Origin of the sequence: Collinsella sp. LCP19S3_B6 (assembly GCF_052121815.1) — a bacterium.
Classification (GTDB): domain Bacteria; phylum Actinomycetota; class Coriobacteriia; order Coriobacteriales; family Coriobacteriaceae; genus Collinsella.
In genome coordinates this window covers 61,567-83,119 of the sequence record NZ_JBQKDN010000009.1, presented here as the reverse complement: position 1 = coordinate 83,119, position 21,553 = coordinate 61,567, and the positions used below count along the sequence as shown (strand labels likewise).

The following is a 21,553-nucleotide window of genomic DNA, read 5'->3' as shown; positions in this document are numbered from 1 at the left end:
GGTATAAAAAAAGAAACATATAACAGCCCTGATGAAGGGGGTGGCTATGTTATCCTTCTCAAACGGGTGAAATCTTGGGTTTTGGGTTGCAGTTCCAAGGTGGACAAACGTTTTTCCCTGTGCTAACGCGCGATGGAAGGCGAATGAAGCCGGTCATGCAACCCGAACATTCAAGAATTCAATAAGCAGCGGTGTGAGAGAGCGCCGCATTATACGTAACTAGGAGCGTGGTTACACAATGCAGGAGGCATGGGAAGGCTTCAAGGAAGGCATCTGGACGGGAGAGGTTGACGTCCGAGACTTCATCCAGAAGAACTACACCCCCTACGAGGGCGACGAATCGTTCCTCGCCGGTCCGACCGAGCGTACCAAGGAGCTGTGGGGCGAGGTTCTCGACCTGCTGCTCAAGGAGCGCGAGCAGGGCGGCGTCCTCGATATGGACACCAAGACTGTCACGGGTATCGTGAGCCACCCCGCTGGCTACATCGATAACGCCCACCGCGAGAAGGAGACCATCGTCGGTCTTCAGACTGACAAGCCGCTCAAGCGCGCTCTGCACGTCAACGGTGGTATCCGCATCGCTTGCCAGGCTGCCAGCCAGCACGGCTACAAGATCGACGAGAACGTCGTCGAGCGCTACACCTTCGAGCGCAAGACCCACAACGCCGGCGTCTTCGATGTCTACACCCCCGAGATGCGTGCTTGCCGCTCGGCTCACATTATCACCGGTCTGCCCGATGGCTATGGCCGCGGCCGCATCATCGGCGACTACCGTCGTGTCGCCCTGTACGGCGTCGACTACCTGATCAAGGATAAGGAGGCCCAGAAGGCTTCCACCCCGACGGTCATGACCGCCGACAACATTCGCGATCGCGAGGAGCTGCAGGAGCAGATCCGCGCCCTCGGCGAGCTCAAGATGATGGCCGAGACCTATGGTTTCGATATTTCCAAACCTGCTACCAACACGCAGGAGGCCATCCAGTGGATGTACTTCGCCTACCTCGCTGCCGTCAAGGAGCAGAACGGCGCCGCTATGTCCATCGGCCGTACCTCTACGTTCATCGACATCTACGCTGAGCGTGACCTTGCCAACGGCACCTTCACCGAGGAGCAGATCCAGGAGTTCGTGGATCACTTCATCATGAAGCTCCGCATGGTCAAGTTTGCCCGTACCCCCGAGTACCAGGCCCTGTTTACCGGCGATCCGCAGTGGGTCACCGAGTCCATCGGCGGCATGGGTGTTGACGGCCGTACGCTCGTTACCAAGATGAGCTTCCGCTACCTGCACACGCTCGAGAACATGGGCACCAGCCCCGAGCCCAACATGACCGTTCTGTGGTCGACCCGTCTTCCCGAGAACTTCAAGAAGTTCTGCGCCAAGACTTCTGTCGCCAGCTCCTCGGTCCAGTACGAGAACGACGACCTCATGCGCGTTTACCACGGCGACGACTACGGCATCGCCTGCTGCGTGTCCTCCATGCGCATTGGCAAGGAGATGCAGTTCTTCGGCGCTCGTGCCAACCTGGCCAAGTGCCTGCTGTACGCACTCAACGGCGGTGTTGACGAGGTCTCCAAGAAGCAGGTCGGCCCCAAGTATCGCGCCGTCGAGGGCGACACGCTCGATTACGATGACGTTATGGCCAAGTACAACGACATGATGAAGTGGCTCGCTGGCGTGTACGTCAACTCGCTGAACATCATTCACTACATGCACGACAAGTATTGCTACGAGCGCATCCAGATGGCTCTGCACGACAAGCACGTGCACCGCTGGTTCGCTACGGGCATCGCTGGCCTTTCCGTCGTGGCTGACTCCCTGTCCGCCATCAAGTACGCCAAGGTTCACCCCGTCCGTGACGAGAACGGCATCATCGTCGACTTCGAGACCGAGGGCGAGTTCCCCAAGTACGGTAACGACGACGACCGCGTCGACCAGATCGCTCACGACGTTGTGCACCAGTTCATGGAGTACATCCGCATGAACGACACCTACCGCAACTCCGTGCCCACGACCTCGGTTCTGACCATTACCTCCAACGTCGTGTACGGTAAGAAGACCGGCTCCACGCCCGACGGCCGCAAGGCTGGCCAGCCGTTCGCCCCGGGTGCTAACCCCATGCACAAGCGCGATAGCCAGGGCGCCATCGCTTCGCTGTCTTCGGTTTCCAAGCTCCCGTTCCGCGATGCCCAGGACGGCATCTCCAACACCTTCTCCATCATCCCGGGCGCGCTCGGCAAGGAGGACCAGGTGTTCTTTGGTGATATCGACCTTGATCAGCTGGGCGAGTAACTATTGTTAGTGCTATACTAACAATAACGATTACTGATTAGTGCGCCGGTTTCGGCCGGCGCCGATCGATTGAAGGAGACACATTATGAAGGTTTCTGAAGTTTCCGAGACTCAGGCCGATAACTTGGTCCACATGCTCGACGCTTACGCCGAGAAGGGTGGCCACCACCTGAACATCAACGTCTTCAACCGTGAGACGCTGCTCGACGCTCAGGCTCACCCCGAGAAGTACCCGCAGCTGACCATCCGCGTTTCCGGCTATGCCGTGAACTTCCACACGCTCACCAAGGAGCAGCAGGACGAGGTCATTTCGCGTACCTTCCACAACAAGTTCTAAAGGGACTCAACTCCCACCGGAGACCCGGTAAGGCCTACGCACTTTGCCTCTCAAACGTCCTCGCCGCTTCGCGGCTGCGGAATGTTTGCGAGGCAAAGTGCTCCCGGCCTTGCCGGGTCTCCTGCGTTATCGCACTTTAGGGAACCACGCTAAATTAAATTGGTGTCCTCGGACATGCAAGAAGCCCTCGCTGCGCACTTCGTGCGGCGAGGGCTTCTTGCGTCCTGCGGAATGTTTTGGGAGGTAGCCCAAACAGCCCCGGCGGGGGTCCTGTGTAGTCACCCTTTAGGCGGAACTCTCCTAATGGGTTGAGCGTTCTGGATACTTACTTGCTACCGTTTATCGCGTATAGCTACCGTTTGCGGAGTAAGTAACACTTAGTAATAAACCGTGTAAAATCTCAGTTAAGAACGGAGTTTTCCAGGGAGACGCTGTCCTTTGTTTTGTGCAAGGGACGGCGTCTCTTTGGCGCTTGGAGGCCGTTCTGTAGCAGGACGGCGGACGTGCGTCACATATTAAAAAGTCAACGTCGAGATGGGTCGTGATAAGAATGGGCAAGTACGTAATCGTGGTTGAATCTGGTTCGGATGTGACGCCAGAGCTCTGCGAACGCTACGGCATCGTGCGTGTGCCCATGCATGTCACGATTGGTGACGAGACCGTCGAGGACGGCTCGATCGATCCGCTCGAGATCTATTCGCGCTGCAACGAGTTTGGCGTGATGCCCAAGACCAGCGGCTGCGCGCCGGCAGATTTCTCTCGCGTGTACGACCGCATTCACGCCGAGCAGCCCGACGCGACCATTTTGCATCTTGCGTATTCCGAGGCCACGACCTGTTCGCATCAGTCCTCGAAGATCGCGGCAGAGGGGCGCGACTACGTGTTCTCCATGGACACGCGTTTTGTCTCGGTGGGCCAGTCGCTTGTTGTCGTCGAGACCGCCAAATACATCGAGGCTCATCCCGATGCCACCGTCGACGAGATCTTTGCTTTTACGAACTCCGTTATGGACCGCGTGTTGCTGGGCTTTGTTCCTACCGACCTTGCCTTCCTTAAGGCGGGCGGTCGCTTGTCCAACGTCGCGTTCCTAGGCGCCCATCTGCTCAAGATTAAGCCCTGCATTGAGGTAACGGGTGGCAAGTTCGTGGCGACCAAGAAGTTCCGCGGCTCTATGCTCAAGTGCGCCCGCGCCTTTATTGACCACATGGTTGCGAAGGGCGAAATTGACTACTCGCACATTGGCCTGGCGTATTCGGTAGGCCTTTCCGAGGAGCTGCGCGACGACATGGAAGTCTATGCGCACGACCTGGGCTTTAGGGACGTTACCTGGACTCAGGTCGGCGGCGTCATCTCGAGCCATTGCGGCCCGACCGCCTTCGGCGCGGTGCTCACGCTCAAGGCGTAACGCCTGGCGTCTATCGATTTCTATTGCCTCGGCGGCGGGCGGGTTGCGACAACCTTCCCGCCGCTTTTGCATGGGGCCAAATAGGACAATCCAATTGACCGCTAAACCGTTTCGCCATCAAGCATATAGGCTAGAATGACTCTGGCATTTATGTAGCTAAAACCAATGAGAGGCAAGGTAGCGGGAATGGCTGAGATGAAGCTCGAGGGTATGGACGCTCGTCCTGAGGACTCCGCGTTTGCCCTGGGCCGCGTTCATTCGATCGAGACGATGGGAACGGTCGATGGACCTGGCATCCGCTTTGTGGTGTTTGTTCAGGGCTGCCCCATGCGCTGTGCGTATTGCCACAACCCCGATACCTGGTCGGTTAACGGCGGCACCATGGTGACCGTCGAGCACCTGATAGACGAGTTCCAGAGCAACCATGAGTTTTACCGCAGCGGTGGTATTACGGTATCCGGCGGCGAGCCGCTCCTGCAGCCTGAGTTCTTGGCCGACCTGTTCCGCGCAATGCACAACAACCCCGATGGTCGCGTACATACCTGCTTGGATAGTTGCGGCTATGCGTTCGACCCCGCGCATCCCGAGAAGTTCGATGCCGTACTCAACGAGACCGATATGGTGCTGCTCGACATTAAACATGCCGATCCCGTCGAGCATAAAAAGCTGACCGGTTGCGATCCTGAGCGCATTCTGGCGTTTGGCGATGAGCTGGCGCGTCGCAGGATCAAGGTCGTTATCCGTCACGTGGTAGTACCGGGCATTACCGACACGGCAGAGGAGTGCGAGGCACTCGGTCGTCTGATTGCCCCGTGGCATAACGTGGTGGGCCTGGAAATGCTGCCGTATCACACGATGGGCGTCGTCAAGTATGAACAGTTGGGGATTCCCTATAAGCTCGAGGGAGTTCCGCAGATGGATGCCGCGCGCATCCCCGAGCTGCGCAACGCCGTCATGACGGGCATGAAAAAGCGCCGCGCGGAACTCAAAAACGCCATCGGCTAGGGGTAGCTCATTTGGGGCCGGTAGGGTGGAGAAGTAGCTAAAAGAGCCCCGTCCTAAAAAGACTGCTCTCTGGGTTGCGGTGAGATGCGCAACAGAATCGTGCCATTTGGATAAATACGCTTGTGGTTTCTTTAAAGACACCTTAAACGCTTCTGAATATCTTTGGAAAGAAATGCCTGCTCGGTATTATGCTGCTCGTATATGAACGGGAGCAATCAGGAGACCACGTGCGAAACAACGCATCGCGGGACGAGCATGTGCCGCAGCATAGCAGCAGATATGAGACGAAGGGCACGTCTTCGCGTGGCCTTTCCGACGCTCGCATCCGCGTGACGAAGATTGCCGCCATTGGGATGCTAACGTTGGCGGTTATTATCCTCGGAATTACCGCTAAAACCTACGCGTCGGAGCGAATGGCACACTCAGATGCGTCAACGGTACAGACGCAAAACAAAAAGGTCTCTAAATCTAAAGCCACCGCAAGTCAAACCCTGTCGACAGCGAGCCTCAAGACGAGGCTTTCGAAGGCGGACTTTAACGATATTCCCTCAGGCGATACCGTGCAGACCTTCTCACTGGTTGATGACCAGATCCCCGTCCTGGAGGATGAGAGCCTCGCCGCGCTCCAAGATACCCTTGATCAGGCTCAGGAATTGGGCGACGTGGGCGTGGTGTTTTACGATCTGTCGAGCGGCAAGGGCGTGACGTATAACGCGGACGCCGAGGTGTACGGTGCGAGCAGCTACAAGGCGCTCTATGTACTCTACGTCTGCGAGTTACTGGTCGAGACAGGGCAAGTATCGCTCGATGATACTCTGGGCACCTATGGCGGCTACAGTATGGGCTGGCTGACGGTTCGCGACCTGATCGAGACCTCGGTCGTCAACTCGGATAACGACTCGTTTATCGCGTTGCGTGCAACGTTTGATCAAGATGGCTACGAGGATTGGATTGCCGCACTCGGCGTCGAAGACGAGGTCGCGCTCGATCCAATGAGCGATTTCCCAACCTACTGCCCGCGCACCTCGGCCAAGTTGTGGCGCGAGATGAGCGAGTATTTGAGCCGCGAGAGCGAGACGTCGCAATGGCTGTCGGGCCTTCTGGCCTCTACGACCCGGTCCTTTATCCGTGACGGCATTGCGGACGACCATGTCATGGTGCGTAACAAGGCCGGTTGGATCAGCGAGGCAGGTTGCAATGCGACGTGCGATGCTGGCCTCATCGATGTCGATGGCGACACCTACATTATGAGCATCATGTCATCGATGCCGTGGAGTGACCGTTCGAGTGAGGCCGTGGCCGCCATCGCCAAGGCGCTCTACGATACCCGCGCTGCGTTGGCCTAACGGCTTCGTATTGCGCGGTTGAGTCAAAATGCTGGTACCATACCGTGGATAAACAGTTTTCACAGGTTTGGGGGATGGTATGCCTGCCATCGCAATCATCGGTGCACTCGAAAAAGAGGTTGCGCAGATTAAAGAAGAACTGAACGGCGCCCATGTGTCGCAAGAGGCAGGCTTGAGCGTTGTAAGCGGCGAGCTCAACGGTCTGTCAGTGGTCGCCACGACCGCTGGCATGGGAACCGTAAACGCCGCTGGTGCAACACAGCATCTCATCAGCAAATATGCTCCGCAGGCCGTTGTGTTTTCGGGCATTGCGGGTGGCTTAAACTCCAAACTCCATATCAATGACGTGGTTATTGGCAAGTGCCTGCGCTATCTGGATACCGACACGGCGCTCATCGCCGAGTCGGCGCCGGAGCTTGAGGAGTTTGCCTCGACACCGGCTCTGGTTGACATCGCCACCACCGTGCTTGCCGAACATGGGTTTATCGATGCTGACGCTTCCGATTCCGCTGCGGAGAAGGACCCTAAGCAGTTCCTGGTTGGCACTATCGCTACAGGTGACCGCTTTGTAACGGGCGACGCTATGCGCACCGCCGCCATCGACGCGACGCATGCCGATTGCGTTGAGATGGAAGGTGCTGCGATTGCCCATATTGCAGCCAAGAACGGTGTCGATTGTCTGGTGCTGCGTGCTATCAGCGATAATTGTGACGAGGCATATGACGCGTTTTGCGAGCGAGAGTTCGATTTGGACGAGTACGCCCGCACCGCGAGCGGCATCACACTCGATATCGTCCGCTGCATCGCCGCTGCGTAATCGTGCATCCCTATTGTAAGAACCTACGACCAAGGAGTATCCATGGCCGATTCCATTAACTACCAGCTTGCCAAGTTCGTCGCCAGCTACGGCAAGGTTTCGCAGATCCCCGAGTCCACCTGTCCCGAGGTGAGCTTTGTGGGCCGCTCCAATGTGGGCAAGTCGTCCATCATGAACAAGCTCTTTGGCCGCAAGAACCTGGTCAAGGTTTCGAGCACGCCGGGCAAGACGAGCAATATCAATTTCTTCGAGGCCGACGACGTGCACTTTGTGGACCTGCCGGGCTACGGTTTCGCCCGTCGTTCCAAGGCCGAGCGCGACCGCTGGGCCGAGCTCATCGGCGACTTCTTCGACTCCGAGCGCAGCTTTAACCTGGTTGTGTCGCTGGTGGACATTCGCCATGACCCCAGCAAGCTCGACCATGACATGATCGACTACCTGCAGGGCAACGAGTTCAACTTTATCGTCTGCCTCACCAAGGCCGACAAACTCAGCCGCACCCAGCAGGCACGCCAAGCGGCAGCCATCAAAAAGCAACTCAACGTCCCGGCCGAAAACGTAATCATCACAAGCTCCCAGACCGGCACCGGCATCGACGAGCTCAAGCGCCGCATTGCCGAGGCCTGCCTCTAGTAGGGGCTCTTGGCAGACAATAGTATTCATCCATCTATATCACCCCAGTGATAGTTGTTGGTACACTATCACTGGGGTGATATTTTTGTTCGGAGGTCGATATGGAGCTTTGGCACGGGTCGGAGGTTGTTGTCGAACGTCCGTCGTTGGATAAATGCAGACAATTCAATGACTATGGGCGCGGGTTTTATTGCACGCCACATGAGGAAATGGCGATGGAATGGGCATGCCGGACCGAGTCTGATGGCGTTGCCAATCGATATGAGCTTGATTTAGATGGCCTTTCGGTCTTGGATTTGGAGTCTGGGGAGTTTTCAATCCTCAATTGGCTTGCAATTCTGGCGAATAACAGAGAGTTCAATGTTTCGACGCCATTGGCGCGTGAAGGGCTTCGCTATCTACTTGATAACTGCTTAATTGATACATCTCCTTATGACGTTATTCGAGGCTATCGTGCTGACGACTCCTATTTTTCGTTTGCAAGACAGTTTGTCAGCGGCATGATATCGCTCAGACAGCTGCAACGAATCATGTGCTTGGGTGATTTGGGTATCCAATATGCCCTTATGAGCGAGCGCGCATTTTCGATGATTAGATTCTGCGATTGGAAGCGGGCTTCGGGGTCTAAGTTTTATCCCAAGCGTTTTGAGCGAGAGCAGAATGCTCGACGCAAATACTTGGATACGGTCAATGGCTTCGATTCCGAAGGTATCGACATTAGGGATTTAATGGCAGGGAGGGTTGATTTAAATGATCCAAGAGTTAACAGATCGTGGACCGAGTAGGACATATCCCGTCTACTACCTCGAGGACGCAATGAACAACCTCGGCGACTGCTTCGACTATGCCGTCAATGACTATGGAGCAGAAGGATCTGAAGTTGCTGAACTCTTTTGCCTGAGCGGGGTTGCTCGCGAGTTTGAACGCGGCAACGCATGGGTAGTGTCGGGAAAATCGGGTGTTGAGCTGTTCGCGCTTATCGCTGAAAGGTCGGGCTATCAAAACAGGCCTATACCGGACTGCACCTATCGATTTGAGAAGACGCAGGAATATTGGGCGGGCTGGATGCTGGCATACCTGCAGTGGCGCCTAGGAGAGTCTTTCGAAGATTTGCTGCATGTCGTTCCATTTGATGTGCTGCGCAGTCTGTATTACCCCTGGCACGAAGCCTCGGAGGAACGAGTGGTTCGCCTCGTCTGCGATATGGCTAAAAAAGCGTCCAGGCAAACCAAACTTGCGTTAGCAAGAAAGAAGCTTAAGAAAACCCAACAAGACCTAGCATACGAATCGGGTGTGTCACTCCGCTCAATCCAAATGTACGAGCAGCGCCAGAGAAACATCAATGAAGCTTCGGTAACAAGCGTAAGAGCCATAGCAAAAGCCCTCCACTGCAACATCGAAGACCTCCTAGAACCAGTCTTCGAATACAAGGAACCCAGTGCGGCGTAAACCAAGCACACAGTCGAAGCCTGTTGCTGGTAAACGCTCCTACCCAGCAAGAGCTCCTACCAATAAAAGGCCATTATTTCAGCCCGGCGCCCCTTCAAAGCGTGGGTTCCTGTAGACATCGCTAGCCACGTTGCCATAGGGCCACCCGGGGGCATCCCCTTAAAAACATTCCGCAGCACGAGGCCCGCTTATCCGCAGCTCCGAAGGAGCGCAATATTAAATCAGCGAATGCGATTATCCTGTCGAGGTCGCGTAGGTCTCCTTGGGGCTTCCCCTGAAAACAATCCGCAGATCGAATTGCCCCGTCGCGCGAACCGCACGACGGGGCAATTCATGATCGAGGACGTTTTCAGGGGAAGCCCCAAGGAGACCGGTGAGAGCAATGAGACAGGGCGCTACAGGTACTCGATTTGAGCGCCCTCGGTGTCGCACGTTAGAATATGCGTCTCACACTTGGGGAACTGCTCACGCAGCTTGACCTGCAGGAATTTTGCCACGATGGTGTCGTCGGTCACAGCCATAAGGGTAGAGCCCGAGCCGCTGATCCAGATGGTCTTGGCGCCGCCGTTAAGGCAGGTGTCGCGCACAGCGTTGTAGTCGGGAATCAGGCGACGACGATAGGGCTCCTGGATGCGGTCGTCATTGGCGGCAGCAATCAGGTCGAGGTCGCCGGCCTCCAGGCCTCGCGTCATGCCGGCGATACGGCCCATTTGCCATACGGCGGTGGAGAGCGGAATCTCCTGCGGCACGACCTTGCGCGCCTCGCTCGTGTGAACCTCGTAGGGCGGAATCACGGTAATAAAACGCAAGCGATCGCTTACCTCGTAGCGCAGGCACTGGGGGAGCGAATCGGTCGGCGTAAAGGAGCAGACGGCGCCGCCCAGGATGGCGGGAGCGACGTTATCGGGATGGCCCTCGACCTCGGTGGCAATGCGGACGAGCTCAGCGCGGTCGACGGTGTGGCCTGTCAGTGCGGCGGCGGCCATAATGCCAGCGACGACGCAAGTGGAGCTGGAACCCAGGCCGCGAGCGACGGGTACATCGGTTTGAATGTCGATGGCAACGGGAAAAGCCGGCTCGCCCCATGCGGCCAGCGCATCGACAAAGCTGACGTAGACAAGGTTGTTCTCGTTTTGGAACTCCTCGGGGCAGCCCGTGATGGTGAGCTTGTCGGCGCGCTCGAAGGTGAAGTGCGAGTAGAGGCTGACGGCCATGCCGAGGGTGTCGTAGCCGATGCCCAAGTTGGCGCTGGTTGCTGGGACGGTGATTTTGATCATGTGGGTCCTCCTGGCGTGCCTGGCTGTTTAGTTCGCTGCTCGGGCAGTCCTGCGCAAGACGGAAAGCACATTAAGTGCTTTCCTTTGCGTGCGGAACTCGCGACGAACTAAACAGCCAGGCACGCTGTGGGCGTTCGTCATCATCCCGGGGGTTATCTGATAAAAGAAGGTGCGCCGGCTTTCGCCGGCGCCTAATGAGGGGTTTAGTTGGTAGCCATCTTTTTTGCTGCAGACTCGACGTAGCTTGCCATCTCATCGACGTCACAGACGTCTTCGAAGCGGACGGGTTTGGACTCGAGCTCGGCGAGCTGTGCCGGTGCGGCCGTATTGGTGGCCTGCTCGAGCACGCGCATGGCCTCAAAGTCGTCCTCGGGAACGTTGAGCCCCAGAGCATCGCAGCAGGCACGCGGGAACTTGTAGGGGCTGGCGGTCGAAAGCAGCACACGGGCCTTGGCGCCCTCGGCGGGAGCGACATTTTCAAAGACGTGATAGCCGCAAGCGGTGTGCGGGTCGATCACGTAGCCGTTCGCATCCCAGCAGCTCTTGATGGCAGCGCGCACCTCGTCCTCGCTGGCCCAGCCGCAGCCAAAGACGCTCTGAATCTTTGCCAGCAGGTCGGCGGGAACCTCATAGTGACCAGTCTTTGCCAGCTGCTCCATAAGGCCGGCAACAAGTTCGCAGTCGCCATCGGACAGGAAGTAGAGCATGCGTTCCAGGTTGGAGCTGATGAGGATGTCCATCGACGGCGAGATGGTCGTGAAGAACGGACGGTTGCGGTCGTAGACGCCGGTGGTCAGGAAGTCAGCCAGCACGTTGTTCTTGTCGCTCGCGACAATGAGCTTGGCGACGGGCAGACCCATGCGCTTGGCATAGTAGCCGGCCAGGATATCGCCAAAGTTGCCGGTCGGTACGCAGAACTCCACGGCGTCGCCGGCCTCGATGGCGCCGGCGCGCAACAGCTGCGCATAGGCGGCAAAGTAGTAGACGACCTGCGGCACCAGACGGCCGACGTTGATGGAGTTGGCACTCGAGAGCACCGTTCCGGCGGCCTCCAAGCGCTCGGCAAGCTCCTTATCGGCAAAGATGCGCTTGACGGCACTCTGGGCATCGTCGAAGTTGCCGCGAATGCCGCAGACGGCGACGTTATCGCCTTCCTGTGTGGACATCTGCAGATTCTGCACGCGGCTGACTTTGCCTTCGGGATAAAAGACGGTGATGCCCGTGCCCGGAGCGTCGGCAAAACCGGCGAGTGCGGCCTTGCCGGTGTCGCCCGACGTGGCGGTGACGATCATGATGCGCTCGGCGCCGCCGTCCTTGGCGGAAGTGCGGGCCATGAGGCGGGGGAGCATCTGCAGGGCGACGTCCTTAAAGGCACTCGTGGGGCCGCCAAAGAGCTCCATCACATAGGTCTGAGGGGCGTCAGCGCCCGGCGCAGCGTCGAGTTTGACGAGCGGCGTAACCTCTTCACTCGCGAACGTGCCGCGATATGCCTCATTCACACAGGCCGAAATTTCTTCGCCCGTGTAATCATTCAGTAACATTCCCAACACATCTTGAGCGATTTCAAAGTACGATTTATCTGCAAGCGAGCTGATATCGACCTGCTGGGTGCCGAGCTCGTCCGAGACAAACAAACCCCCGTCGGGAGCGATGCCGGTGCGGATTGCCACCTTACTTGAGCACGATAAAGTGCGTCCTCGTGTACTATGATAAGTTCCCATATAACACTGCTCCTCGGATGCCTTGGTCCCAATCGGTGAAACCATGGTATCAGAGCGTGCAAAATAGGTTCGCAGAGGCTTTTAGAAAGGTAACCTCCAGCCCATGATTAAGATTGCCAAGTTTGGCGGCTCGTCGGTCGCCGACGCCGAACACTTTAAGAAGATCAAGGCCATCGTCGATGCCGACCCGGCCCGCCGTTTTGTGGTGGTTTCCGCCTGCGGTCGCCGCTTTAAGGGCGACACCAAGGTGACCGACCTGCTCTACCTGGTTAACGCGCACGTTAAGTATCACGTGTCGTGTGAGGAGCTACTCGAGGACATTGGCCAGCGCTATTTTGATATCGCTGACGAGCTGGAGCTCACCTATCCCATCCGTGAGGAGTTCGCGGCCTTTGCCGAGCGCGCCCGCTCGGGCGGCTACTCCACCGAGGAGCTTGTGAGCCGCGGCGAGTACTTCACCGCTCGCCTGATGGCCGAGTACCTGGGCCTGCCGTTCCTGGACGCCGCGACGGTTGTGGCGTTCCATCACGACGGTACGCTCAGCATGAACCGCACCTCCGAGCTGGTGCAGGAGTACGGTCAGCAGGGCGGCTTTGTTATGCCCGGTTTCTACGGCGCGACGCGTGAGGGCCAGATTAAGCTGCTCGATCGTGGCGGCGGCGATATCTCGGGCTCGATCCTGGCCAAGTGTCTGGACGCCGACCTTTACGAGAACTGGACCGACGTCTCGGGCTTCTACTCTGCCGATCCGCGTATTGTTCCCGAGGCTCAGCCCATTGCGCGCGTTACCTACGAGGAGCTGCGCGAGCTTTCGTACATGGGCGCAAGCGTCCTTCACGAGGAGGCCGTGTTCCCCGTGCGCGAGGCGGGTATTCCGCTGGTCATCAAGAACACCAATGCGCCGCAGGACCCCGGCACCATCATTAGCGAGACGGCTGATGAGGGCGAGGCGGAGCCCATCATTACCGGCGTGACCGGCAAGCGCGGTTTTGTCGCCATCAACGTGGCCCGCGATCGCACCAAGCCCCGCGTCGGCTTTATGCGCCGTGCACTTTCGGTCTTCGAGCGCTATGACGTTTCCGTCGAGCACATGCCCACCGGCGTCGACCGCTTTGGCGCCGTGGTACAGGAGCAGGATGTGCACGATTCGCTGTACTCGCTCGTGGGCGACATCCAGCAGGAGGTTGAGCCGCTCGAGATTGAGGTTGTCGAGGGCCTGGCGCTCATCGCGACCGTCGGTCGTAACCTGCGCGGCCGCGCAGGTATTTCCGGCCACCTGTTTGGCATGCTCGGCCAGGCTGGCGTGAGCGTGCGCATGATTTCGCAGAGCTGCGACGAGATCAACATCATTATCGGTGTCGAGGATAAGGACTTCGACCTGGCGATTCAGACCATTTACCGTGCCTTCTCCGACGAGAACGGCATTGTGAAGGTCTCCGATCTGGAGGCTCCTGCACCGATTGAACCCGCCCTGGCTGCCCTCCACAAATAGCGACCATCCCGGTAGATTTTTGGGATATGTCTAGAAATCTACCTTTTGGCGCACGAGTGGGTTTTGAGGCATGTTCCAAAAATCTAGCGCGGGGCGTTTCGTTTCGGTTTCGTTTCGACGGGGTGGGTTTCGTGTCCGCCCCGTTCTTGTATACACTGGGCAAGAATATCCTGCCTGCTCGGCGTGCGGGCAAAAGCCACAACCTTTAAAGGGGGAAGTATGAAACAGTACACGGTTGCTATTTTGGGCGCGACGGGGGCCGTGGGCACCCAGATGCTCGAGTGCCTCAACGAGCAGGAGTTTCCGGTTGGCAAGCTCAAGCTGCTGGCGAGCGCGCGCTCTGCGGGCAAGACCGTCGAGTTCCGCGGCGAGCAGGTTGTTATTGAGGAGGCTTGCCCCGAGGCCTTTGAGGGCTGCGACATCGTACTCGGCGCTGCCGGCGACGATATCGCCAAGGAGCTGCTGCCCGAGGCTGTCAAGCGTGGCGCCGTCGTGGTCGACAACAGCCACGCCTTCCGCATGGATCCCGAGGTGCCGCTCGTCGTGCCCGAGATCAATGCCGACGACATCAAGTGGCATCACGGCCTTATCGCTAACCCTAACTGCGCAACCATCATCGGCCTGGTTCCCACCTGGCCGCTGCACAAGCTCGCCGGCGTGAAGCGCATGATCGTCTCGACGTACCAGGCGGCTTCGGGCGCTGGTGCTCCCGGTATGGCCGAGCTCGAGGCCCAGCTGGCCGCCCTGGGTCGTGGCGAGGAGATTCCCGAGCCGCGCGCATTTGCCGCCCAGTTGGCGAGCAACCTGATTCCGCAGATTGGCGGCGTCAAGGAGGAGGGCTTTACCTCCGAGGAAATGAAGTTGCAAAACGAGGGTCGCAAGATTATGCACCTGCCCGAGCTGCGCGTGAACTGTACCTGTGTGCGCGTGCCTGTGCTGCGCTCGCACTCCGAGAGCATTACGCTCGAGTTTGAGCGCGACATTACGGTCGAGGAGGCCCGTGCTGCGCTGGCTTCTGCCCCGGGTGTCAAGCTGGTCGACGACCTGGGTGCCGAGGATGCGCACGACCGATTCCCCATGCCGATGGACACCTCCGACCAGGACCTGATTTGGGTCGGTCGCGTGCGCCGCGACATCTCGAGCCCCGAGGCCGCGCGTGGCATCACCTTCTGGTGCTGTGGCGACCAAATCCGTAAGGGCGCGGCAACCAACGCCGTCCAGATCGCCAAGCTGCTCTGCGAGTAGCGGTGGAACTGTCCGGCGGTGGCCGGGCTCAGCTTTCAGCTTTCAGAACGTCCTCGACCATGTGCGGCGCCTTGTCCTGCTCCTTCGGAGCCGCGGACAAGGCGCCGCACTGGTCTGCGGAGTGTTCTGAAAGCTGAGCCCGGCCCCGCCTGCAGTGACTCGGCTGCGAGCGGCCTGCGATGGGTCCGTTGTTGGTTAGGGCCGCTGGACTGATGTGAGGGCACGTGGCCGTTGCGGGCCCTGGTCCTGGCGGCGGCCTCGGCGCTTTGCGCCTGCCGCCTTTGGGGACTGCGGGGCCGTGACGGCAGCTGCGGCGCTTCGCGCCTGCTGCCTGAGGTGACTTTGGGGTTGGGGTGAATTGAAGTTGAATACTTTTCCCGAGAAGTGAACGACCTATTTTGGACCCCCGAAGCATTGGCATATTTTGACCGCTATTTCCTGCGGCTTTGCTGCGCGAATCCTGCGGTTTTGTAATCAAAAAGTGTGGATGCTCCGGGGCCTCGTTTTTACTCGTTCACTTCTCGGGAAAAGTATTAGAGCTCAGCTGGCATGGGTACTGCCCTGGCGTCGAAGCCCCGCGTCTTCTCCGCTTGATTGGGGAAAGCGGCCTCGCTTAAGCAATTGCGTTCCTGCCCAGACGTATCTGCGGAGTTGTCTACACAATTCGCGGTATTATAGTGCGGAGTTTTGAAAGGAGCCGCTGGTGGTCACGACGACGTTTGCTTCGCCTTTGGGCGAAATCCTGCTTGCCGCTGATGGCCGCGGTCTGACGGGGCTTTGGTTTGAGGGGCAGGAGCACTTTGGCTCCACGCTTCTCCGGGAAGACTCCGAACATGTTGAAGGGGCCGATGCGGTTTCCGGTGCTGGTGGCATGTCGTCGGCGAGTCCGGCTCATGGTGTGGCTTCTTCGGTGCTTGAGCGTTCGTGGGCTTGGCTGAATGCTTATTTTGCAGGGCAGGAGCCTCTGTATACGCCGCCGTTGCATATGATCGGTACGGCGTTTCAGCGTGAAGTCTGGTTTGAGCTGCTTTCTATTCCGCGTGGCGAGGTCGCCACGTATGGCGAGATTGCGGCTCGTGTCGCCGCCCGCCATCGGGTGCCGGGGAACGAGGACCCCGTTGTGTCTCCTCGTGCGGTGGGGGCTGCGGTCGCTCGCAACCCTATTTCGATTATCGTGCCGTGCCATCGCGTGGTTGCCGCCGACGGCTCGCTTAACGGATATGCCGGCGGGCTCGATCGCAAGGAGTGGCTGCTTCGGCTTGAGGGCGCGTACGAGGAATAACGTTCGAGCGCTTTGCATAGCCAAGATGCCGTGAAAGAACGGGACACGCTTTCCGAATGGAGACTCAGACGGAAACCACGTCCCGGAATTCCGTTTTAAAGCGGGATGCGCTTTCCGAATGGCGTCCCAAGCGGAAACCGTGTCCCGGAATACAGCCTCAGAGTGGGACGCCGTTTCCGGTTGAGACCACCTGCTTGGACATCTTTCTACGCTCGCTCTTGCAGGGCGTAGATCGACTTATCCATGTTGAACAGGTAAGCCACGACGCAGACAATAAAGAACATCGGCAGATTACCAAAGCCGAAGACTTCGCAGCCAATAAGGATGGGTGCGAGCAGCGTATTGGTGGCGCTGCCAAAGACGGCTGCGTAGCCCAGCGCGGCGCAGAACTCGGCGGGCATGCCGAGAATCCCGGCGAGTACGACGCCCAGGCTGGCTCCGATGGAAAACAGCGGCGTCACCTCGCCACCCTGATATCCTGCGGCAAGTGTGGCGATGGTGAGTACGAATTTGAGCGCCCAGTCCCAAGGCATGATGGCGACCTTACCGTTACCGTTGAGCGCCGCCGATATCAGGTTGGTGCCAAGGCCGCAGTATCGACCCTGCCACAGTGCGAACAGAATCGCCGATAGCGCGATGCCGATAGCGGCGATGCGCGCATAGGGGTTGGGGAGCAGCCGCGCCGCAAGGGTCTTGGCATGGGCAAGGCACCAGGCAAAAGCACCGCCTACCATACCAAACGCGATGCCTAGTACCGCAAGCCGTCCAAGACCGGGGAGGTCAAGCGCGCATGAGGCGACAACGGCGACCTCGAACTTCTCGAGTCCCAGGGCACCGGAGGCCATACTTGCGGCGAGCGAGGCTGTAAGCGCGGGAAACAGCGCGCGGTATTCCATGCGTCCTGCGACCAGTACTTCGATAGCAAAGACCGTGGCAGCAAGGGGCGTTCGAAAGAGCCCGGCAAAGCCGGCGGCCATGCCGATAAGCAAAAACGTGTTGCCGGGGTCTCGGAAAGGTAGACGTCGGCCGATCCAATGTGAGACGGTTGCACCGATCTGCACGGCCACGCCCTCGCGTCCCGCACTGCCGCCAAAGAGGTGCGTCCCCCACGTGCTCAGCATAATGAGCGGCACCAAGCGCGGCGAGATGGCGTCCTCACGCCCGTGGCCTACGTCGAATACCAGGCTCATGCCGCGGTCGGTGCCCTTGCCCCAAGCGCGGTAGGCAAACACGATGGCAAGGCCCATAAGGGCGAGGAAGGGGATGAGCAGGGTGATGTGTTCGTCGCGGAAGGCGCCGATCGCCAAAAGCACGCGTCCAAAGAGCGCGCAGATGGCGCCAACGATGATACCGACGGGGATTCCGACGGCACCCATAAGCACAAGACCGCTATAGGTGTTGAGCAGACGTTTGATTCTGCTCGATGCGCTGCTTTCCGACACTTCTCCTCCAAAACAAAAAAGACTCCTGCCGCAGCGTGATGCCTAGGGGCTCACGTAACAGCAGAAGTCATCAGCAACAAGGCGGTTTAGGGTAACGCGGCAGCTTGGCTGGCGCACCCAACGGAGACATTCATTCCGCAGCGGCATCATAGCGGTGGATACGGTTTGGGTCAAATGGTTGCCGTGGACAGTCCTGGTGCCTGCCCGCACCCCTCGTTTCCCCATATAAAACCTGCCAAAATAAACCAGTCCCTTTTTGGTCGGTGCGAAATGGGTAATACTAAAGAGTTATCCGACCAGATGGGAATTAATCGATGGCTTATATCGAATTCAAAGACGTCGTCAAAGCATACGGCAAGGGTGACGCCCGCATTCACGCGCTGGACGGCGCGAGTTTTACGGTCGAGCGCGGTGAGCTCGCCATTATCCTGGGTGCTTCGGGTGCCGGCAAGACCACGGCGCTCAACATTCTGGGCGGCATGGATACGGCGACTTCCGGCACCGTAACGGTGGATGGGCGCGACGTGAGTTCCGCCAATGAGGCGCAGCTCGTGGAATACCGCCGCGCCGACGTCGGCTTTGTCTTCCAGTTCTATAACCTGGTTCCCAACCTGACGGCGCTCGAAAACGTCGAGCTCGCGGCGCAAATCTGCCCCGATTCGTTCGATGCCGAACAGACACTTCGCCAGGTTGGCCTGGGCGAGCGCCTCGCCAACTTCCCCGCGCAGCTTTCGGGCGGCGAGCAGCAGCGCGTGTCCATCGCCCGCGCACTGGCCAAGAACCCCAAGCTGCTCCTGTGCGATGAGCCCACGGGCGCGCTCGACTACAAAACCGGCAAGCAGATCTTGCAGCTGCTGCAGGATACCTGCCGCAAGCAGGGCATTACGGTCATCATCATCACGCACAACTCCGCGCTCGCGCCCATGGCCGATCGCCTGATCTGCTTTAAGAGCGGTCGTGTGGAGAGCGAGACGGTCCAGCAAAATCCCGTGCCTATCGAGACGATCGAGTGGTAGCGCCCATGGACCAAGATCGCCAAAACAGCCAAAACCACGATACGGAGCACGTGGGTCACGATCGGGAGTTCGCGACCTACCGTACCGCTCAAAGCTCAAATGATATGGCGCCGACGGTTTTTCGCCGTGGCATCTCCCGCACAATCCGAGGCAGTCTTAAGCGCTTCCTATCTATCGTGGTCATTACCGCGCTCGGCGTGAGCGTGATGTGCGGTCTTAAGGCGGGCTGCGAGGATCTGCGCGATTCGGTCGACGTCTATTTTGACCAGCAGAATGTCTATGACATTAACGTGCAGTCGACCTATGGCCTTACGCGCGACGATCTTGCGGCCATTCAAGAGGTCGACGGCGTCGAGACGGCCGAGGGCATCTACACCGAGACCGCCTACACCGCCGTGGGTACCACGCGCGAGCGTGTAGTCGTGCAGAGCCTTTCTGGGAAGAATATCGATCAACCGGTGCTGGTGAGCGGCGATTTGCCCGAGAGCGCCGGCGAGGTCGCGGTGACTTCGAAGTTCCTGAAGGCTTCGGGCAAAAAGCTCGGCGACACGGTGAGTTTTGCCGCCAATGACGCGAGCTCGTCGAACCAAAGCGCCAAGGACCAGTTTGCCGCGGGTGATTACACCATTACGGCCGAGGTCCTCGATCCTACTGATGTGAGCTCCGACTCGACAGTCAACGCCTTTCGCGCTGCTTCGGCTGCGGACTATAAGTTCTATGTGAGCGAGGATGCCGCGACATCTTCTTCCTACTCCGCGGTCCACGTGATCGTCGAGGGAGCCAAGAGCCTCAACTCCTATTCAGATGCCTACACGACAAAGATCAACGAGGTCAAGGGTAATATCGAGAAGATTCGCGACGAGCGTGAGAAGGTGCGCGCCCAAGAGCTGACGGTCGACGCGCCGGCAAGCTTGGATGCCTCCGAGCGCCAGGCGAATATGCTCTTTGGGATTGAGCAGGACAACATCAACCGCATGCCCCAGGGCAGTGAGGAGCGTGTTCGGGCTCAGGCCGATTTGGACCAGCGCCGCGCCGCCACCGACCAGCAGTTTGCCGATGCACGCGCCGAGCTTTCCGATCTGGGCGAATGCACTTGGTACATCCAGGATCGCGGTAACATCGCAAGCTACTCAAGCGTCGAGAGCGACAGCTCTTCGATTGAGGCCATCGCCACGGTTTTCCCATTTATTTTCTTCGTCGTAGCCGTGCTCATCAGCCTTACCACCGCCACTCGTATGGTCGAGGAGGAGCGCACGCTCATTGGCCTGTACAAGGCGCTCGGCTATTCACGCGGGCGAATCCTGTCCAAATACGTGGACTACTCGCTGTGGGCATGTCTGTTCGGCGGCGTACTCGGCAACATCATCGGATTTGTGGGGTTGCCGCTGTTCCTGTTTACGGTGTTCGACGACATGTACTCACTGCCCCAGATGCTGCTTTCGTACGACATCGTGTCTTCGATCGTCTCGGTGGCGCTGTTTGCCGTGGGCGTGGTGGGTGCCACGATTATCGCCTGCCGCCACGAGATGGCCGAGACCCCAGCCTCGCTTATGCGTCCCAAGGCCCCGCGAGCCGGCTCGCGCATCTTGCTTGAGCGCATCGGCTTTATTTGGCGCCGCATGGGCTTTTTGAACAAGGTGACAGCGCGTAACCTGTTCCGCTACAAAAAACGTGCCTTTATGACCATCTTCGGTATCGCCGGCTGCACGGCGCTCGTGATCTGCGGTATGGGCATCCGCGATACGTCGGTGGCGCTTTCGCCCAAACAGTACGGGCACATCACGCGCTATGACTTGTTGGCGGTCGCCAATCCCGATGACTATGCTCAGACGTGTGCGGCGCTGGAAGAGCGTAGCGCGGCCAGCGACTCCGGCGTACGCGTGACCTCGACCCTGCCGATTATGACCGACAACGTCACCTTTACGTTTGGCGGTAAGAGCGAGACCGTACAGCTCATCGTGGTGCCCGATGACCGCACGAATGACCTGGACGATTACGTGCGCCTGGAGGATGAGTCCAAAGAACCGCTCGCCCTGCGTGACGGGGACGTGTATTTAAGCAAGAGTTCACAGCTGGTGCTGGGGATTCAGCCGGGCGATACGGCGCAGGTCCAGGATTCGTCGCTCAATGTTACCAAGGTCAAGGTTAGCGATATCTCGCTCAATTATTTGGGCAACACGCTTTATATGACGCAGGGCACCTATGAGCGCGCGTTCGGTCGAAGCGCGCGTCTTAACGGCATCTTTGTGCTGCTTAAGGGCTCGTCGGCCGACCAGATTGCGTTTAGCAAGAAGCTTAAGAGCGACGGTTGGCTTACGATTTCGAGTACGGCCGAGCATTGGGAGAACTATGAGTCGAACTTTACGATTATCAATTCGGTCGTAGTGCTTGTGACCTTTATGGCGGCGTGCCTATCGTTTGTGGTGGTGTTTACGCTGTCTAATACGAATATTTCGGAGCGCGAACGCGAGCTGGCGACCATCAAGGTGCTGGGCTTCCGCCGTGGCGAGGTGCACCACTACGTCAATAAGGAGACGTTGATCCTTACGGCGATTGGCACCGCGCTGGGCGTGCCGCTGGGTGGCCTGCTTGCCGAGAGCTTTACGTACGTTCTTCAGATGCCGTCGCTGTACTTTGATGTTGAGGTCGAGCCGCTGAGTTTCGTGCTCGCTGTGGTGCTTTCGTTTGGCTTTACGTTTATCGTCAACATCGCCACCAACCGAACCCTCAACAAGATTGACATGGTCGGTGCCCTCAAGAGCGCCGAGTAACCTGTTCTTGGATTCAAGTTGTAGC

General features: G+C 58.4%; 17 protein-coding genes. 14 read left to right on the top strand and 3 right to left on the bottom strand.

Annotated features, from left to right (window positions below):
* The first annotated feature begins 238 nt into the window (after window positions 1-238).
* The 9 genes from pflB to ACTQWD_RS04870 all read left to right on the top strand — a co-directional run bounded on the left by pflB (window position 239) and on the right by ACTQWD_RS04870 (window position 9,282).
* Window positions 239-2,290 (top strand): formate C-acetyltransferase, encoded by a 2,052-nt coding sequence (gene pflB, locus ACTQWD_RS04910; protein WP_427718174.1) that lies wholly within the window; start codon window positions 239-241, stop codon window positions 2,288-2,290.
* A gap of 85 nt (window positions 2,291-2,375) precedes the next feature.
* Window positions 2,376-2,627, top strand: a complete 252-nt coding sequence (grcA3, locus tag ACTQWD_RS04905) for an autonomous glycyl radical cofactor GrcA3 (RefSeq protein WP_055252439.1) — start codon at window positions 2,376-2,378, stop codon at window positions 2,625-2,627.
* Window positions 2,628-3,177: 550 nt separating this feature from the next.
* A complete protein-coding gene (locus tag ACTQWD_RS04900) occupies window positions 3,178-4,032 on the top strand; it encodes a DegV family protein (protein WP_441559405.1) in 855 nt (284 codons plus the stop codon).
* Between the two features lie 186 nt (window positions 4,033-4,218).
* Window positions 4,219-5,037 carry a pyruvate formate-lyase-activating protein gene (pflA, locus tag ACTQWD_RS04895; RefSeq protein ID WP_441559404.1) on the top strand — a complete coding sequence of 273 codons (819 nt, stop codon included), beginning with the start codon at window positions 4,219-4,221 and terminating at the stop codon, window positions 5,035-5,037.
* A gap of 413 nt (window positions 5,038-5,450) precedes the next feature.
* A complete protein-coding gene (locus ACTQWD_RS04890) occupies window positions 5,451-6,383 on the top strand; it encodes a serine hydrolase (RefSeq protein ID WP_441559403.1) in 933 nt (310 codons plus the stop codon).
* Window positions 6,384-6,462: 79 nt separating this feature from the next.
* Complete coding sequence (mtnN, locus tag ACTQWD_RS04885) at window positions 6,463-7,200, top strand: 5'-methylthioadenosine/S-adenosylhomocysteine nucleosidase (protein WP_441540234.1); 738 nt, start codon at window positions 6,463-6,465, stop codon at window positions 7,198-7,200.
* Window positions 7,201-7,242: 42 nt separating this feature from the next.
* Window positions 7,243-7,833, top strand: a complete 591-nt coding sequence (yihA, locus tag ACTQWD_RS04880; protein WP_055252447.1) for a ribosome biogenesis GTP-binding protein YihA/YsxC — start codon at window positions 7,243-7,245, stop codon at window positions 7,831-7,833.
* Window positions 7,834-7,934: 101 nt separating this feature from the next.
* Window positions 7,935-8,618: a DUF3990 domain-containing protein gene (locus ACTQWD_RS04875; protein WP_441559402.1), complete on the top strand. Its 684-nt coding sequence runs from the start codon at window positions 7,935-7,937 to the stop codon at window positions 8,616-8,618.
* A 31-nt stretch (window positions 8,619-8,649) separates the two neighbouring features.
* Window positions 8,650-9,282 (top strand): helix-turn-helix transcriptional regulator, encoded by a 633-nt coding sequence (locus ACTQWD_RS04870; RefSeq protein WP_441559401.1) that lies wholly within the window; start codon window positions 8,650-8,652, stop codon window positions 9,280-9,282.
* A 395-nt stretch (window positions 9,283-9,677) separates the two neighbouring features.
* On the opposite strand, the gene thrB is transcribed toward ACTQWD_RS04870, so the two are convergent.
* Window positions 9,678-10,559, bottom strand: coding sequence for a homoserine kinase (gene thrB, locus ACTQWD_RS04865; RefSeq protein ID WP_154514914.1), 882 nt, complete (start codon window positions 10,557-10,559; stop codon window positions 9,678-9,680).
* A 203-nt stretch (window positions 10,560-10,762) separates the two neighbouring features.
* Window positions 10,763-12,280 (bottom strand): threonine synthase, encoded by a 1,518-nt coding sequence (thrC, locus tag ACTQWD_RS04860; RefSeq protein ID WP_441068465.1) that lies wholly within the window; start codon window positions 12,278-12,280, stop codon window positions 10,763-10,765.
* Window positions 12,281-12,383: 103 nt separating this feature from the next.
* Between thrC and ACTQWD_RS04855 the strand changes: the two genes are divergently transcribed.
* The 3 genes from ACTQWD_RS04855 (at window position 12,384) to ACTQWD_RS04845 (ending at window position 16,299) form a co-directional block, all read left to right on the top strand.
* On the top strand, window positions 12,384-13,772 hold the full coding sequence (locus tag ACTQWD_RS04855; protein WP_154514910.1) for an aspartate kinase: 1,389 nt from the start codon (window positions 12,384-12,386) through the stop codon (window positions 13,770-13,772).
* A 219-nt stretch (window positions 13,773-13,991) separates the two neighbouring features.
* Window positions 13,992-15,017 (top strand): aspartate-semialdehyde dehydrogenase, encoded by a 1,026-nt coding sequence (locus tag ACTQWD_RS04850; RefSeq protein WP_427794441.1) that lies wholly within the window; start codon window positions 13,992-13,994, stop codon window positions 15,015-15,017.
* Window positions 15,018-15,720: 703 nt separating this feature from the next.
* Window positions 15,721-16,299 (top strand): methylated-DNA--[protein]-cysteine S-methyltransferase, encoded by a 579-nt coding sequence (locus ACTQWD_RS04845; protein WP_441559400.1) that lies wholly within the window; start codon window positions 15,721-15,723, stop codon window positions 16,297-16,299.
* 206 nt (window positions 16,300-16,505) lie between these two features.
* Here ACTQWD_RS04845 and ACTQWD_RS04840 read toward each other — a convergent pair whose 3' ends face one another.
* The gene (locus ACTQWD_RS04840) at window positions 16,506-17,741 is read right to left on the bottom strand and encodes a chloride channel protein (RefSeq protein ID WP_441559399.1); all 1,236 of its coding nucleotides are present in this window, start codon (window positions 17,739-17,741) and stop codon (window positions 16,506-16,508) included.
* A 314-nt stretch (window positions 17,742-18,055) separates the two neighbouring features.
* Between ACTQWD_RS04840 and ACTQWD_RS04835 the strand changes: the two genes are divergently transcribed.
* Both ACTQWD_RS04835 and ACTQWD_RS04830 read left to right on the top strand, forming a co-directional pair.
* The gene (locus tag ACTQWD_RS04835; protein WP_441559398.1) at window positions 18,056-18,757 is read left to right on the top strand and encodes an ABC transporter ATP-binding protein; all 702 of its coding nucleotides are present in this window, start codon (window positions 18,056-18,058) and stop codon (window positions 18,755-18,757) included.
* A 5-nt stretch (window positions 18,758-18,762) separates the two neighbouring features.
* The gene (locus tag ACTQWD_RS04830) at window positions 18,763-21,528 is read left to right on the top strand and encodes an FtsX-like permease family protein (RefSeq protein WP_441559397.1); all 2,766 of its coding nucleotides are present in this window, start codon (window positions 18,763-18,765) and stop codon (window positions 21,526-21,528) included.
* Window positions 21,529-21,553 lie beyond the last annotated feature (25 nt).

Coding starts and splice junctions, on each gene's coding strand:
- pflB (WP_427718174.1), top strand. CDS start 239: ATGCAGGAGGCATGGGAAGGCTTCAAGGAAGGCATCTGGACGGGAGAG.
- grcA3 (WP_055252439.1), top strand. CDS start 2,376: ATGAAGGTTTCTGAAGTTTCCGAGACTCAGGCCGATAACTTGGTCCAC.
- ACTQWD_RS04900 (WP_441559405.1), top strand. CDS start 3,178: ATGGGCAAGTACGTAATCGTGGTTGAATCTGGTTCGGATGTGACGCCA.
- pflA (WP_441559404.1), top strand. CDS start 4,219: ATGGCTGAGATGAAGCTCGAGGGTATGGACGCTCGTCCTGAGGACTCC.
- ACTQWD_RS04890 (WP_441559403.1), top strand. CDS start 5,451: ATGGCACACTCAGATGCGTCAACGGTACAGACGCAAAACAAAAAGGTC.
- mtnN (WP_441540234.1), top strand. CDS start 6,463: ATGCCTGCCATCGCAATCATCGGTGCACTCGAAAAAGAGGTTGCGCAG.
- yihA (WP_055252447.1), top strand. CDS start 7,243: ATGGCCGATTCCATTAACTACCAGCTTGCCAAGTTCGTCGCCAGCTAC.
- ACTQWD_RS04875 (WP_441559402.1), top strand. CDS start 7,935: ATGGAGCTTTGGCACGGGTCGGAGGTTGTTGTCGAACGTCCGTCGTTG.
- ACTQWD_RS04870 (WP_441559401.1), top strand. CDS start 8,650: ATGAACAACCTCGGCGACTGCTTCGACTATGCCGTCAATGACTATGGA.
- thrB (WP_154514914.1), bottom strand. CDS start 10,559: ATGATCAAAATCACCGTCCCAGCAACCAGCGCCAACTTGGGCATCGGC.
- thrC (WP_441068465.1), bottom strand. CDS start 12,280: ATGGGAACTTATCATAGTACACGAGGACGCACTTTATCGTGCTCAAGT.
- ACTQWD_RS04855 (WP_154514910.1), top strand. CDS start 12,384: ATGATTAAGATTGCCAAGTTTGGCGGCTCGTCGGTCGCCGACGCCGAA.
- ACTQWD_RS04850 (WP_427794441.1), top strand. CDS start 13,992: ATGAAACAGTACACGGTTGCTATTTTGGGCGCGACGGGGGCCGTGGGC.
- ACTQWD_RS04835 (WP_441559398.1), top strand. CDS start 18,056: ATGGCTTATATCGAATTCAAAGACGTCGTCAAAGCATACGGCAAGGGT.
- ACTQWD_RS04830 (WP_441559397.1), top strand. CDS start 18,763: ATGGACCAAGATCGCCAAAACAGCCAAAACCACGATACGGAGCACGTG.